This window comes from Aeribacillus sp. FSL K6-1121, assembly GCF_038003725.1.
GTDB lineage: Bacteria > Bacillota > Bacilli > Bacillales > Aeribacillaceae > Aeribacillus > Aeribacillus composti.
Map to the genome: position 1 here is coordinate 564,933 of NZ_JBBOPS010000001.1, position 14,237 is coordinate 579,169.

At 44.8% G+C, this 14,237-nt stretch carries 23 protein-coding genes; 22 read left to right on the forward strand and 1 reads right to left on the reverse strand.

Annotated features, from left to right (window positions below; translation table 11 throughout):
* Positions 1 to 124 precede the first annotated feature (124 nt).
* The 18 genes from NSQ61_RS02870 (at position 125) to NSQ61_RS02955 (ending at position 11,593) form a co-directional block, all read left to right on the forward strand.
* Positions 125 to 664: an HNH endonuclease gene (locus NSQ61_RS02870; protein WP_340805876.1), complete on the forward strand. Its 540-nt coding sequence runs from the start codon at positions 125 to 127 to the stop codon at positions 662 to 664.
* 33 nt (positions 665 to 697) lie between these two features.
* Positions 698 to 1,558, forward strand: a complete 861-nt coding sequence (locus NSQ61_RS02875; protein WP_340805878.1) for a DNA polymerase A family protein — start codon at positions 698 to 700, stop codon at positions 1,556 to 1,558.
* A gap of 88 nt (positions 1,559 to 1,646) precedes the next feature.
* Entirely contained in the window at positions 1,647 to 2,600 is a 954-nt protein-coding gene (locus NSQ61_RS02880; protein ID WP_340805880.1) for a hypothetical protein, read from the forward strand.
* On the forward strand, positions 2,597 to 3,100 hold the full coding sequence (locus NSQ61_RS02885) for a crossover junction endodeoxyribonuclease RuvC (protein WP_340805882.1): 504 nt from the start codon (positions 2,597 to 2,599) through the stop codon (positions 3,098 to 3,100). Before NSQ61_RS02880 ends, NSQ61_RS02885 begins: the two co-directional genes overlap by 4 nt.
* Positions 3,097 to 3,279, forward strand: coding sequence for a hypothetical protein (locus tag NSQ61_RS02890; RefSeq protein WP_340805884.1), 183 nt, complete (start codon positions 3,097 to 3,099; stop codon positions 3,277 to 3,279). The genes NSQ61_RS02885 and NSQ61_RS02890 overlap by 4 nt, the downstream gene beginning before the upstream one ends.
* Positions 3,273 to 3,437 carry a hypothetical protein gene (locus tag NSQ61_RS02895; RefSeq protein WP_340805886.1) on the forward strand — a complete coding sequence of 55 codons (165 nt, stop codon included), beginning with the start codon at positions 3,273 to 3,275 and terminating at the stop codon, positions 3,435 to 3,437. Before NSQ61_RS02890 ends, NSQ61_RS02895 begins: the two co-directional genes overlap by 7 nt.
* 17 nt (positions 3,438 to 3,454) lie before the next feature.
* Positions 3,455 to 5,737: a ribonucleoside-diphosphate reductase subunit alpha gene (locus NSQ61_RS02900; RefSeq protein ID WP_340805888.1), complete on the forward strand. Its 2,283-nt coding sequence runs from the start codon at positions 3,455 to 3,457 to the stop codon at positions 5,735 to 5,737.
* Between the two features lie 22 nt (positions 5,738 to 5,759).
* On the forward strand, positions 5,760 to 6,803 hold the full coding sequence (locus NSQ61_RS02905; RefSeq protein ID WP_340805890.1) for a ribonucleotide-diphosphate reductase subunit beta: 1,044 nt from the start codon (positions 5,760 to 5,762) through the stop codon (positions 6,801 to 6,803).
* Between the two features lie 21 nt (positions 6,804 to 6,824).
* Entirely contained in the window at positions 6,825 to 6,995 is a 171-nt protein-coding gene (locus tag NSQ61_RS02910; RefSeq protein ID WP_340805892.1) for a hypothetical protein, read from the forward strand.
* Entirely contained in the window at positions 6,996 to 7,715 is a 720-nt protein-coding gene (locus NSQ61_RS02915; RefSeq protein WP_340805894.1) for a PhoH family protein, read from the forward strand.
* Entirely contained in the window at positions 7,712 to 7,864 is a 153-nt protein-coding gene (locus tag NSQ61_RS02920) for a DNA cytosine methyltransferase (protein ID WP_340805897.1), read from the forward strand. The genes NSQ61_RS02915 and NSQ61_RS02920 overlap by 4 nt, the downstream gene beginning before the upstream one ends.
* Before the next feature lie 4 nt (positions 7,865 to 7,868).
* Positions 7,869 to 8,423, forward strand: a complete 555-nt coding sequence (locus NSQ61_RS02925; RefSeq protein ID WP_340805899.1) for an NAD(P)-dependent oxidoreductase — start codon at positions 7,869 to 7,871, stop codon at positions 8,421 to 8,423.
* Positions 8,424 to 8,430: 7 nt separating this feature from the next.
* Positions 8,431 to 8,592 (forward strand): hypothetical protein, encoded by a 162-nt coding sequence (locus tag NSQ61_RS02930; protein ID WP_340805901.1) that lies wholly within the window; start codon positions 8,431 to 8,433, stop codon positions 8,590 to 8,592.
* Positions 8,593 to 8,726: 134 nt separating this feature from the next.
* Positions 8,727 to 9,245 (forward strand): dUTP diphosphatase, encoded by a 519-nt coding sequence (locus tag NSQ61_RS02935; protein ID WP_340805903.1) that lies wholly within the window; start codon positions 8,727 to 8,729, stop codon positions 9,243 to 9,245.
* 57 nt (positions 9,246 to 9,302) lie between these two features.
* Entirely contained in the window at positions 9,303 to 10,007 is a 705-nt protein-coding gene (gene thyX, locus NSQ61_RS02940; protein WP_340805904.1) for an FAD-dependent thymidylate synthase, read from the forward strand.
* Positions 10,004 to 10,297: an ImmA/IrrE family metallo-endopeptidase gene (locus tag NSQ61_RS02945; RefSeq protein WP_340805905.1), complete on the forward strand. Its 294-nt coding sequence runs from the start codon at positions 10,004 to 10,006 to the stop codon at positions 10,295 to 10,297. Before thyX ends, NSQ61_RS02945 begins: the two co-directional genes overlap by 4 nt.
* On the forward strand, positions 10,294 to 11,037 hold the full coding sequence (locus tag NSQ61_RS02950; protein WP_340805907.1) for a hypothetical protein: 744 nt from the start codon (positions 10,294 to 10,296) through the stop codon (positions 11,035 to 11,037). The genes NSQ61_RS02945 and NSQ61_RS02950 overlap by 4 nt, the downstream gene beginning before the upstream one ends.
* A complete protein-coding gene (locus NSQ61_RS02955; RefSeq protein WP_340805909.1) occupies positions 11,030 to 11,593 on the forward strand; it encodes an AAA family ATPase in 564 nt (187 codons plus the stop codon). Before NSQ61_RS02950 ends, NSQ61_RS02955 begins: the two co-directional genes overlap by 8 nt.
* Here NSQ61_RS02955 and NSQ61_RS02960 read toward each other — a convergent pair.
* Complete coding sequence (locus tag NSQ61_RS02960; protein ID WP_340805911.1) at positions 11,568 to 11,945, reverse strand: hypothetical protein; 378 nt, start codon at positions 11,943 to 11,945, stop codon at positions 11,568 to 11,570. The two genes, NSQ61_RS02955 and NSQ61_RS02960, sit on opposite strands and share 26 nt — an antisense overlap.
* An 81-nt stretch (positions 11,946 to 12,026) precedes the next feature.
* Here NSQ61_RS02960 and NSQ61_RS02965 point away from each other — a divergent pair, with 81 nt between their 5' ends.
* Genes NSQ61_RS02965 through NSQ61_RS02980 form a run of 4 tightly spaced genes read left to right on the forward strand, consistent with a single transcriptional unit; the run spans position 12,027 to position 14,194 of the window.
* A complete protein-coding gene (locus NSQ61_RS02965; protein ID WP_340805912.1) occupies positions 12,027 to 12,209 on the forward strand; it encodes a hypothetical protein in 183 nt (60 codons plus the stop codon).
* 52 nt (positions 12,210 to 12,261) lie between these two features.
* Positions 12,262 to 12,582, forward strand: a complete 321-nt coding sequence (locus NSQ61_RS02970; protein ID WP_340805913.1) for a sigma factor-like helix-turn-helix DNA-binding protein — start codon at positions 12,262 to 12,264, stop codon at positions 12,580 to 12,582.
* On the forward strand, positions 12,579 to 13,730 hold the full coding sequence (locus NSQ61_RS02975) for a DNA-methyltransferase (protein ID WP_340805914.1): 1,152 nt from the start codon (positions 12,579 to 12,581) through the stop codon (positions 13,728 to 13,730). The genes NSQ61_RS02970 and NSQ61_RS02975 overlap by 4 nt, the downstream gene beginning before the upstream one ends.
* Complete coding sequence (locus NSQ61_RS02980; RefSeq protein ID WP_340805915.1) at positions 13,727 to 14,194, forward strand: hypothetical protein; 468 nt, start codon at positions 13,727 to 13,729, stop codon at positions 14,192 to 14,194. The genes NSQ61_RS02975 and NSQ61_RS02980 overlap by 4 nt, the downstream gene beginning before the upstream one ends.
* The last annotated feature ends 43 nt before the right edge of the window (positions 14,195 to 14,237 follow it).

Here is a 14,237-nt window from a genome sequence, read left to right on the forward strand (position 1 = left end):
TGCAACGACTACCGCAAGGAGCCGTAACGTAAAGTCGACGGTGGTAAAGCGGCACGAAAGCGGGGCGACTATCTAAATAACATAACCGGCTTTGTTAATTTTAAGCAGAAAGGAGGTCGATGTTTTGGAAGAAGAGTGGAGAAAAGTACCAGGCTTACCAGACAGGATTGAGGTTAGTAATCTTGGACGTGTTAGGTCAACATATTTTGATCCTCCTAAGATATTGAGTCAGCACATTATAAACTCAGGATATAAGACTATAAGTTTAAAAATAAACGGAAAATCAAAAACGACGTTGGTCCACAGAATGGTAGCAAGAGCGTTTTGTGACGGCTATGCGGATGGTTTGGATGTTAACCATAAAGATGGCAATAGGCTGAATAATCGCGCGGATAATTTGGAGTGGGTTACAAGAAAGGAAAACATTCATGACTGTATTAGACGAGGAGCTTTCAATATTGATGCAGCTCATAAAGTTGCTCAGAAAAAGAGAAGAAGACCTGTGGCGCAATACACAAAAGATTGGGAATTAGTAAATACATTTGAGTCTGCCGGAAAAGCAGCTAAAGCAGTTGGTGTACATGAAAATTGTATCAGTAGAGTTTGTCGAGGTGAAAGAAAGTTTTCAGCCGGTTATAGATGGGTTTATTTAGATAGTCGATGATATAGTCTACACCGGGCCGGAATTGACCGGCCGATGAAAATGAGGGAAACCTCCGGAGCGCCGGATAAAGAGCCGGCGGTTAATAACAATGGTCAAAACCAGCCAAAATCTGCTAGAAAATTGTTTGTTGCGCCGGAAGGTTGGGTTATTTTAGGCGGAGACTTTTCGCAACAAGAGATTCGTTGCGCTGCCTATTTTACGCAAGAACCAGTATTGCTTAACGCTTATGCCGAAGGTCGCGACGTTTACGCTTCAATGGCATCTGATTTTTACGGGAAGCCATACGAAGAATGCGGCGATGGTACACCGGAGCGAAAAGCAATGAAAACAGGTGTGCTTGCGGCGCTATACGGAACGGGGCCGACAACTCTTTCGCAACAGCTTAGCTGCACCGTTGAAGAAGCGAAAAAGTTCCTCGACAAGTTTTTCCGCAAACACGCTAACGTTAAACGTTGGATTGACGAAACACAGGCGTTTTGTCGCAAGAATGGATTCGTTTGGATGGATAAACAACAACGAAAACGGCGGTTGCCAGAAGCGAAAAAGCGAACGTTTGGTTATGATGCGGATGTGTCGAGAGCATTGCGGCAAGGACCAAATGCCGTCATTCAAGGAACAAGCGCAATTCAAACGAAGACAACGATCGTGCGACTACATGAACTATGTAAACGGAAAGGTTGGCGATTGCTCGCGACTATACACGACGAGGTGCTTTTGTTAGTACCGGACACTATTACTCGCGAAGATATTGCGGAATTTGAGGATGTGATGATTAATACGTATCGTTTCGGTAATGTGCCGAATAAGACCGACATTGAGTTATCGCTAAGGTGGGGAGAAGGAATGACGGTTGACGAGTGGTTTGCGAGAAAAGAGAAAGGAGTGGTTGCGTGATGATTGAAACGACAGTCTATAAAACTACGAAACCGGGTGATGACAATTGACGAACTTACAAGCGCAAATTGAAGGAGACTTAATCGCAATGTTAGACGAATGGCACTCGTTGCCAGAGGTTTGGGACAACGAATTAGATTCGCAAATTCACGAATGGTATGCGAAAGTCGAACCGGTATATCCGAAGCGGCCATATTTCAGCCCATCAGCTGCCGACGCTTGCCCTCGCGAACTTTATATGAAAGCGATCGGGGCTGAACGCGATAACACGAAGCAACAACCGCATCAAGGACGTTGGCAACGAATCGGAACAGCGATCGGTGGTGTTATTCAGCGCGACATTTTGTTTATCGAAAAACATTTCGAAAGGCTCACGGGCAATAAACCGCCTTTCGTGTTTGAGCGTACGCATGACGGACGACCAATGTTCGAAGACTTTGCGAAAAAGAATCATCTTGTCGAGTGGGGCGGTGAACGGTTTTACCTTTACGGCGCGCCGGACGGAATTATGCGCTATACAACGGACGATGGCGAGGTTATACGTGTTGGCCTCGAGATCAAGTCGAAGCAAACAACGCCAGCTAAAACGAGTTTACACTCGATGATTGCGCCTGACTATAAACACGCTAAACAAGTCGTTGCTTACAGCGCCATGTTTGATTGTGATTATTACGTCATACTCTACGTTAATGCCGCAAAGCAGGCGTGGGAAGTAACCGACGAACAATACGAAAAAACGCCGGATATGCGAGCATTTTGCCTGCATATTACTGACGACGATCGAGCGGAACTGTTCGATAGGCTGGCGGGCATTAACCGTGCTGTTCGCGAACGTAAGCCGCCAAAACTAGATCTCGACAAGTTCACGTTCAACAACTACAAAACGGCGTGTGCTAAGTCGCTGACTGACGAAGAGTTTGACGAAATCAAGGCGTATGTTAAGCGAGCGTTAAAATCGAGGTTGCCGGAATGGCGCAAACAGGCGTATTATGACGCATTTGAGTTTATTCGTGAGGTGCGTGAAAAGGAAGTGAAGGAATGACGCGAATATTAGCTTTCGACACGTCCATGTCATCGCCGGGCGCAGCGCTCGTTGAAATCAGACGAGTCAATGCCCGAATTATCGACGTGTCGCACGTTACCACAGTGTCAAGCCAGCCTCACGGCTTGCGTGCGGAAATCGTCGAGGCGTGGGCAACGTTATTCATCGCCAAGCATGGCGCAAAGTTTGACGAGATTTTGCGCGAGGATTTTGTCGGGCGGACGTCGCGTCAAAACCATCCGGTATTCTCGGCATGGGGCGCAATAGATCAAGCGCTGAACAAATTCGGTTTGAATTTTACGCACCCCGCGATAAGCCAATCGAAAGTAAAGCGGTTGGTAGTCGGCAACGGCAAAGCGGAAAAATCCGACGTTGAACGTGCGGTACGTGAGTTGACCGGTTACACTGGCGAGTTTGCGACTGATGATTGTAGCGACGCGGCGGCGGTAGCGTTGGCTTGGGCGATTGAAAAGGGGTTAATTAAGGAGGGTGATTTTTGAATCGAGAATTACTACGTCAACTAATAGCTGACGAAGAACAAACGCTTGCTGACATTGAGTACGAAATTAGGCGAATAGAGCGTAAACTCACGGAACTTAAACGAGAACGTGACGAACATGCAAAGCATTTGCGTGATTTACGTGGTTTGTTGAACGTGGAGGTGAACAACGGTTGTTGACGATTTTTTCTATCGTTTGTTTAACGTTACTTTTATTTATATACATCGATATGGATACAAAAGGAAATGAGCAGTTAATCGCAGGTAAAATCGTTTTAATATCGTTGGTTATTATTCCGTTTATTGATACGCTAATTCGGTTGTTTACAATTCAGTAAGGAGGTTTTAAGACTTAATGACGATCATAACGAAAAATGACGGAAAAAGACGACTACCATTCGATGAAAATCGTTTAATTAGATTTATTGATGAAGTTTCAAGCGACTTTGATCGAATAGAAACGGGCGAGTATAAAGAAAAAATCGTAAGTGCTATTACCGCGCGCGACGAATACAGTGCCGATCAAATTACGAATTTACTTATTCTCACGGCGTTGGAAAACATCGACATGACTAATCCCGATTGGACTTTCGTTGCATCACGAATCTATATGCGAAAACTTTACAAAGAAGCGTCACGAAGTCGTGTTTATGACGCGGCAAAGAAATATGGCGACTTTTACTCGTTATTAACCACGCTAACAACGCTTGGCGTATATTCCCCGAAAATATTAGAACGCTACTCAAAAGAAGAAATCGTTGAACTATCGCAAATTATTGAGCCGGAACGCGACAATTTATTTACTTACATTGGACTACGAACGCTTGCTGATCGCTATTTAGCGAAAGATCACGACGGCAGAGTGTTTGAGTTACCGCAGGAAAGATTCTTAATCATCGCAATGTATCTCATGTCGTTAGAACCGGAAAATAAGCGAATAGAACTCGTAAAAGAAGCGTATTGGGCGCTATCCAATCTATATATGACGGTTGCTACGCCAACACTTGCCAATGCCGGAAAGTCTTACGGCCAATTGTCGAGTTGTTTTATCGATACCGTTGACGACAGTTTGCAAGGCATTTTCGATTCAAATACGGACATAGCAAATCTATCGAAAAATGGCGGAGGCATAGGCGTATATCTCGGAAAAATACGAAGTCGTGGGAGCGATATTCGAGGCTTCAAAGGTGTGTCATCTGGCGTTATTCCGTGGATGAAGCAGCTGAACAATACGGCGGTAAGTGTCGATCAGCTTGGTACACGAAAGGGCGCAATTGCCGTGTACCTCGACGTGTGGCACAAAGACATTTTCGCTTTTCTTGACGCGAAATTGAATAACGGTGACGAACGTTTGCGGACACACGACTTGTATACCGGTGTGTGCATACCCGACATTTTCATGGAGCAAGTCGAAAAACGGGGCGACTGGTACTTATTTGACCCGCACGAAGTCCGTCGCGTAATGGGCTACTCGCTGGAAGATTTTTACGATGAAGAAAAAGGCAGCGGCTCATTTCGTGAAAAATACGAAGAATGCGTTCAATGTAACGAGTTGACGAAAGAGCGCGTGCCGGCTATTGAAGTTATGAAACGGATTATGATTAGCCAACTTGAAACAGGTTCGCCGTTTATGTTCTATCGCGACGAAGTGAATCGGATGAATCCGAATAAGCACGAAGGAATGATTTATTGTTCGAATTTATGCACGGAAATTGCACAAAATCAAAGCGTCACAACGGTTGAAGAACAGTACGTCGAGGACGGTAAAATCATTATCGTTAAAAATCCGGGCGAGTTTGTCGTTTGTAATCTATCGTCTATTAACCTAGCAAGAGCGGTTACGGACGGTGTTTTAGAACGTCTTATACCGATTCAAGTACGCATGCTAGATAACGTGATTGATTTAAATAATATTCCAGTCTTACAGGCGCAATTAACTAATCAAAAATACCGTGGTATTGGATTAGGTACGTTCGGATGGCATCATTTGCTTGCGTTGAAAAATATTGAGTGGGAATCGGAAGAAGCCGTAAGATATGCCGATGAACTTTACGAAAAGATTGCGTATCTAACGATCAAGGCGAGTGCTGACTTATCAAAAGAGAAAGGCGCTTACCCAGCGTTTGAAGGTTCGGATTGGTCAACCGGCGAGTATTTCGATAAACGTTACGCAGAAGAAGCGGATTGTGGCGGATTCTCAAAATGGGGCGAACTTAAGTCAGAAATTATCCGAACAGGAATCCGTAACGGCTACTTAATGGCGGTCGCACCAAACGCTTCCACGTCCATTATCGCCGGAAGTACAGCATCGATAGACCCGATTTTTAACATCGAATATAGCGAGGAAAAGAAAGATTACAAGATTCCGGTCACAGCGCCGGACATTAACCACAAAACGTTTAACATTTACCGCAAAACAGCGTACTTAATCGATCAAAAATGGAGTATCAGGCAAAATTCGGTTCGTCAACGCCATATTGACCAATCTATTTCGTTTAACTTTTATGTACCTAACAACGTTAAAGCGAAAGACTTGCTCGATTTACACTTGATGGCATGGCGACAAAGATTGAAAACAACATATTACGTACGGTCAACATCTGATGAAATCGAAGAATGTGAATGGTGCGCTAGTTAATAACAACAAGGAGGACGATAACATGCGAGTAGAAAAACGAAAACTAATGGATACGGCAGCACCGAATAAATCTACCGCCATTGTGAATGGGCGTTGTTCCAATGTTTTGAATTGGGACGACATTGCCCATCCGTGGGCGTTCCCAAAATACAAACGGATGCTTGCGAATTTTTGGACGCCATTTGAAATAGACATGACGCCTGACGTCAAACAATTTCCGAAGCTAACCGAGCACGAGCAAGGTGCTTACTTAAAAATTATCGGACTGTTAGCGTTATTGGATAGTGTTCAAACTGACTATGCCGGCAAAGTTGCAGATTATTTAACCGATTCGTCTATTAACGCATTAATGATTATATTAGCGCAGCAGGAAGTCATTCATAATCATTCGTACAGCTATGTTTTGTCGTCGGTTGTACCGAAAAACGTTCAGGACGAAGTGTTCGAATATTGGCGAACAGAACCGACATTGCGAAAACGAAACGATTTTGTTGTCGGCGGGTATATCGATTTTGCCGAAAATCCAACCGTTGAAAATTTGTTGAAATCGATTGTGTTTGACGTAATACTCGAAGGACTATTCTTCTATTCCGGTTTCGCATTCTTCTACAATTTGGCTCGTAATCAAAAAATGGTCGCGACAAGTACGATGATAAATTACATCAATCGCGACGAACAAATTCATGTCGATCTGTTTGCGAAAATTTTCCGTCAAGTTCTCGTTGAAAACCCAGAATATGATACCGACGAACTGAAACAGTTTGCAATCGAAACATTCCGTAAAGCGGCTGAACTGGAAATCGAATGGGGCAAAACGGTCATTGGCGATCGAATTGACGGAATTAGTATGCGCGATTTAGAACAATACATTAAGTTTTACGCAAATGTTCGCTGCAATCAACTCGGATACGGTTACGAAGCGTTCCCGGATACACCGCGCAAAAATCCGATGAAATGGATTAAAGCGTATCAGGAAGTCGATTTAGGAAAGACGGACTTTTTCGAGCAAAAAAGCCGTCAATATACGAAAGTGAACGTGCAAGACAACGGATTTGACGAATTATAAACGACTAAAGGAGGAACGTCAATGAACGATAAACCGATTAAAATTCGCAACTCACGCATTAAACGCGACTTCAAGCGACTGTTGGCGATTATTGCCGACAGTCGCGAGCCAGACTATTCGGAGGTTGAGCGTATTGCTGAGCGCAACGGGTTTTACTTTGACGAAAAAGGAAACGTGAGGGAGGCAAACTAATTGGCGTTTTTCGGAATATCGGCGAAAAATGACGCTCAAAAACGAGCCATGCAGGCGTTGATTAGCGACAAGCCTTTCACGTTTCTAACGGGGCCCGCAGGTACCGGCAAATCCTTAATCGCGCAAGCAGTTGGGCTGGAACACACGATTGAAACGCGACGCTACCGCAAATTGATTTACACACGACTTCAAACACAATTAGGCATGGACGTTGGCGCATTGCCTGGCGACTTAAACGAAAAGACTTATCCGTTCGTCGCACCGTTCATGGATAATCTTGAAGTTATGACCGCCAAACCTAGCGAATTGAAGAAATACTTTGCGGAAGGCGACGACGACAAACGCAAGATATTTTTCGATTCGATTCAAACGATTCGTGGACGATCAATCAATCATGCATTTCTTATGCTAGATGAAGCGCAGAACCTCGACGTTCACACAATCGCAGCGATCGCAACAAGACCGACGATTGGTTCGAAATTCGTATTCATCGGGAACTTTGCACAAATTGACAACACGAAACTACGGAACACGAAAACGAACGGGCTTTATCGGTTGCTTGCCGGTTTATATGAGCGAGAAGCTTACGAATATTTCGATCATATTAACTTGACGGAAGTCCAACGACACCCTGTCGTTGAGGTAGTCGAGGACATTTTACGGAATCACGAAATGGCGCCGGAGTTTGCGGAGTTGGAAGCGAGGGGGAATGTGTATTGACGTTCACATACGTTTCCTTATTCAGCGGTGTTGGCGGCTTCGAACAAGCGCTGAACAAACTCGGTGGCAAATGCGTAATGGCTTCCGAAATTGATAAATGGGCGAATTTAGCTTACGAAACGCTTTACGGTCACAATAAAGGGAGATGATATATTGAAAATCAGTCAAGCTCATTCAATACAAGGTGTTAGTAAAGATCGTGAAGAAAATGACTTTTACCCCACTCCGCCAAATGCAGTTCACGAATTATTAAAACGAGAAAAGTTTGAAGGGTTAACGTGGGAATGTGCTTGTGGAGATGGAGCAATTAGTAAAGTGTTAAAAGAGTATGGATTAGAAGTTTATTCTTCTGATTTGATAGACAGAGGATATGGAGATGTAGGTATAGATTTTTTAAGCACATATAAGAAAGTTGATAATATTATAACAAATCCACCATATAGGTATGCAACTGAATTTGTGCAACATGCTCTAACACAAGCAAATAAAAAGGTGGCAATGCTATTAAAGATTCAGTTTCTTGAGGGTATAAAAAGATATGAATTGTTTAAAACAACGCCATTGAAAAAAGTATATGTATTTTCTCAGAGACTTAAAATATATAAAAAAGGTGTACAACAAAAGAACAGCACAATGATGTGTTTCGCTTGGTTTGTGTGGGAATATGGATATGAAGGAGAACCTATAATTGACTGGATTAAGGAGTAATGCATTTATGTTATGTGAAAAATGTTGTAAAAATGAAAATGTTTATAGTTTTGAAGCTTATGAGGAATATGAAATTCCTGCTGAATATGATTTTATTTGTGTCGATTGTGTTGAAGAGTACCGCATGTGGAAAACGTTGTATTTGCGAATTAAGAAGGAATCGGAATGACGTACTCAAACGATGACCAATGGCGCTAGGCTAACGAGCAAGATTCGCGAACAGAAAAAGCCCGAAAAATAGCCACAAAGGTAATCGGAAGACACAACGATGCTTTACGAAAATTAAACGATGGAGGCGATACGATGACAATTAACGTCAAAATCAAACGTCTACATCCTGACGCAGTAATTCCACGCTATGCACACGAAGGAGACAGCGGCTTTGATCTTGTTGCGATTGAAGATACGATTATCGAGCCGGGCGAAACGAAGTTAGTCCGCACAGGCTTGGCGTTTGAGTTACCGCCGGGCTACGAAATACAAGTGCGACCACGCAGCGGAATTAGCTTGAAAACGAAATTACGCGTTGTACTTGGCACGGTTGATAGTGGATTTAGGGGCGAGATCGGCGTGATTGTCGACTGTTTGCACGACAATGACGTTTATACAGATGGGCGCTTAATTCAATTCGCTCGTGATATTACAAATAAAACGGTAAAAATCGATGAATACGTTCAAGATGGTTCGTACATCATTCGCCGTGGTGATCGTATCGCACAAGCGGTAATCAAACCGGTCGAACAGGCGTATTTTATCGAGGTTGGCGAGTTGGACGAAACAGAGCGCGGTAAAAGCGGATTCGGTAGTTCGGGTGTTAAGTAGTTTGACGAATTGTCATCGAAAATCACGAAAAGGTGAATTTGTGAAGGAGAGACACGAATGAACGAACAACGAATGATTAACGTTTTAGACAACGGATATGTACGCCTAGTAAACGTAATGGGTTCCGATTTAACAGTCGCGAACTCGGCGCGTGTTAGCTACGACAAAGAATCGAAAGAATTAACCGAGCGCGACATTCGCCTTATTAAGTTCTTGGCACGCGAAGGACATACGTCTCCTTTCCGACACGCTATTTTACAATTCGAAGTTTACGCGCCGTTAATGGTTGCGCGCCAATGGTGGAAGTACGTTGTCGGAAGCGATCACGTAATGGACGCCTGGAACGAAAGTTCACGGCGTTATATTACCGAATATCCTGCGTTTTACATTCCGAAAGCTGACGAATGGCGGTCGGCGCCGGAAAACTCGAAGCAAGGCAGTGGTGAACCTATAGACATCAAAATAGGCGAACAACATACGAAAGCACTAATGAACTACGTAAAGTTAGGTGAAGATTTATACGAACAAGCGCTACACAACGGAATTTGCGCCGAACAAGCACGCTTATTCCTTCCTGCTTATGGCATGTACGTTCGTTGGTACTGGACAGCTTCGCTTCAATCGATAGCGCATTTCTTGAATCAGCGGATGGCACATGATGCACAGAAGGAAATACAAGAATACGCGGAAGCCGTTTACGAACTTGTCAAACCGCACTTTCCGGTATCTATCGGCGAGTTAGTCAAGGAGGAATCGGATTGAAATTTAGAATTGGCTGCGTCAATTACGAAGTTAAAGAAGTCGATGAATTGCGCGAGAAGTATTCGCTATACGGTCAAGTGACGTATGACGATTGTACCATCGAAATAGACGCTGATTTAAGTAAAGAACGAAAACATAACGTTATCGCACACGAATTACTGCACGCTATGTTTTTTGAAGCGGGTTATGACGAGCATGACGAAGATTTAATTAGACGGGTGGGTAACGTATTAGCGCAGGTGTTGCGTGATAATGATTTCGGATTTATGAGAACGGAGGAATCGGAATGAGCAAAATTCACGTGCTTCCTGACGAAAACTTAGGCGGGGTATTACGCGAGTATGTCGAGGTTGACCGGAAGGCGGAAGTTGGCGATAAAGTAGTTAGTAACGAGCAGTTAGAATTTATTGACCGTATATATGACGTATATCATGTGAATGGATATACATTATTAGGGCGATACAGAAACGGTCATACTAATCTATCAAAATATCGCGTTCTTGAACCGACCAATATCGTACACATCGACGGCGTACGCTACCGCATGGTGGGTCGTAACGCCAAAGTCGGCGAGAAGGTCATCGTTGTTGAAGCAAATGTTTCGTTAGTATATAAAAATATCGGCGAGGTAGTAGAAATCATCAAAACAGACGGCAGCAGTTTCGGCGGAATGATAAGTCCGCATGATTTCGGTGAAAAAGGCGCTATTTATCATTTTCAATACCTCGTTCTTGAACCCGTTGAGCCAGCCGAAGAAAGCGACGACGTGCTGACGGTAGACGAAACCGAAGCGTCTAAATCCGTACTCGACTTGCTCGCTAATTTAGCGCGGCGAGTGACGGAGTTGGAACGGAAACTCGGCGAATACGCACGCAAAGTTGACGGATTGGAAGCCGACATTCAAAACATTAACATCGATTTAGAGGTGGTTGAGGGAAACGTCGAAAGGGCGCTCGACGACATTGCCGATTTAGACGAACGCACGCAGCCGTTAGCAGCGTTAGTAAAGGCGGTGAAAGGCGATGAATAAACCGCCAATCAAACTCGCCCTTTGCGGCAAACTTCGTTCAGGCAAGTCGTTAGTTGCCGGATACCTATCGCTAATGCACGATTTCCAGCCGTTTGCGTTCGGCGACGCGCTCAAAAACGCATTTCACCGCGCTTTTCCGCAAATACCTCGACAACCGAAACCGCGCGCCTATTACCAGTCGTTCGGTCAATGGGCGCGGGCAACGATTGGCGAAGATGTGTGGATTGACGCAACCATGCGAAAGGTTGACGAGTATTTGGCGCATAATCAATGCAATGACCCCTTGCGGGTTTTGATCGAGGACGTGCGACAACAAAACGAATACGACAGGTTGAAACGAGAAGGTTTCGTATTTGTACGAATTTCTGCGCCAGATGAATTGCGGTTGGAACGTGCGCGGAAAGTCGGCGATGACTTTACCGAAGCGGACTTGGCGCACGAAACGGAATTGCTCGTTGATACTTTCGCGGTGGATTACGAAGTGTTGAATGACGGGACGGTTGACGAATTGTGCGCGAAGATTGACGTGGTTATTCGCCAGCTAACCGAAAAATAAACACTTTCCCGTCGCTTGAACCGCGATCATACGCGAATTTATATGGCGCTTCTTCGATTGGAAACGGGTGTTGTTTAACAAACCTCTTTGCCGACATATAGTAACGTTTGTCAATTACGTATTGCGCTAGGTCGGCATGAATGTCGTCAATTACGCCGGGCTTGACGATGGCAAGCGCTTTATTGTCCGTACGAAAAGCAACGGCAAGGCGGTCATATGGTTTGACATCCAATAGTTTCCGTGCGGTTCTATTTATGTAAAAACGACGTTGATTGTCGAGCGTAATAAACGGTGCACCGTCAGCAGGCACGAACTCGAAACCGTCAAGCATATCGCTATATTCCTTTTTCAAACGTACACCTCATTTTCTGATATTTTACGATAAGTATAATCGATTTTTAAACGAAAATCAAGCGAAAGGTGGCGATTCAATTTGCAAAAAAGTAATCCGTGGGTATGGACGGAATTGGCGGAAGAAAAGAAGCCAGACCGAAAATCAGGCGAAACAGTACCAACGGGCTTTTTAACGGAAGGAGTAACAGAGTACTTTCCGCGTCAATCGTGGATTGAAAAGGGTTATGTAAAACGGAAGGAGGAGATGACCGATCGATACTAACGCAAAAGAACGGGCACTTGAGCAGCGCTACGCACTCGATAATCCAGATGGTGTGAAACGCTTATTACGCGACTATCACGCGTTAGTTGAACGGCAATATGACGGAGATTATGACGCAGTTATCTTGCTCGTTGACTTGGCGACTGCGATCGAAAAGGCCGGCTTGACCGAAAGGCAGCGTGAGGCACTTACGCTAGTGTATTTCGAGGACTTATCGCAGGTGGAAGCGGGCGAACGAATGGGCGCCAGCAAGCAAACGGTCAATCGGCTGGCTACGGTGGCAACGGCGAAAGTGGCGCGTGTGTACGATGTGTGGGCGAGAATGGGCGAAGGGTACGCAATTACAAGCGAAGAAGGGGGAGCGATAAATTGACGAAAGAATACATGATTTTAAAAGGAGACTGCCTCGATAGATTAAAAAAGTTACCGGACAATAGCATAGATAGCGTCGTAACAGACCCGCCATACGGATTATCAAAAGAACCGGACATCGTCGAAGTACTGACGAAATGGATGAACGGTGAGCCTTATGACCACGGGCACGGCGGTTTCATGGGCAAGCGCTGGGATTCTTTTGTGCCGCATCCTGATATTTGGCGCGAAGTGCATCGAGTGTTAAAGCCGGGAGGTCATGCGCTTGTGTTTGCCGGCACACGAACGCAAGATTTAATGACGATTGCGCTTAGGCTCGCCGGATTTGAAGTGCGCGACGTGATCGAATGGCTGTATTTTAGCGGCTTCCCTAAGTCGATGGACGTAAGCAAGGCGTTTGATAAGCGGGCGAAAAAGCTAGGCGTTCAGTCGCAAGGATTTAGTGTCGCTGGGGATGACGGAAGAAAAGCGGAATTAAAACAAAATTTGAAGTATCGCTCTGATTACGGGTATGTTTACGAGCCAGTAACCGATCTCGCCCGCAAATGGGACGGCTGGGGCACGGCGCTAAAACCCGCACATGAACCGATCATCGTCGTCCGCAAGCCGTTAGAAGGTACGGTATGCGACAACGTAGAGCGTTGGGGCACAGGTGCGATTAATGTAGACGGTTGTAGGATTTTATTCTGTGGCAATAAACCAAAGGCAACGTCGAATCAAAACATACGAAATAATGCGTATAAATCCGATAATAGCAATCGAGAACGGGATACGGTTTATATACCATCTGAAAAAGGACGATTCCCCGCAAACATCGTCACAACCGAACCTGACGCCTTTTGGTCGAAATACAGCAACGTGACACCGCAAGAACTTTCGAAAAAAGCAAGCAAACGCGACCGTAACAGTGATTGGCGCGGGGAGGAAATAGCGTTGCGAAATTCACACCCAACGGTCAAACCAATCGATCTTATGGCGTGGCTTGTTCGCTTAGTCACTCCGCCCGGTGGCACCGTACTTGACCCATTTGCAGGCAGCGGAAGTACACTAGTAGCGGCCAAGCGCGAAGGTTTTGGGTTTATCGGAATCGAGCGCGAAGATGAATATGTGGAAATTATCGAAGTGCGAACAGGGGAGATTGCACAATGAATTTTGAACAATTTAACGTACAAATAAACGATCTATGGACGCAAACAAAAGCAGGCAAGCTGCCGCGTGCTGATCGGTTCACCGCAATTGAACGGCTGACGGACGAATATATTACCGCGACTGGTCGCCGACCTGACCCAACGCAGCTTGACCGGTTGGCGACGCTTTGTTTGTACGAGGAGGTTAGTGATAGAACGCCTTACCGTATTCAAAATACGGAATATCCGATAATGGGCGATCGATTATTCAACGAAAGATCAGCGAAAAATGTTCCGTTAAAATCAACCGACCACGAACAAGAACGAAAATTAACGGGATCAAGAAGAAAACGCCATAAATCCGAAAATGCATACATTGATCGGACTGTGAAAGCGAAAAATAAAGAACGACGGAAACAGTATAACGATTTTATTCGCGGGAAAACGGAAGGGATGTTACGGGTTGTCATCAAAGAAACGGAATGAATTTTTCGTTGAACGGCTGACAAAACGTTAAAACTTTCCGCTA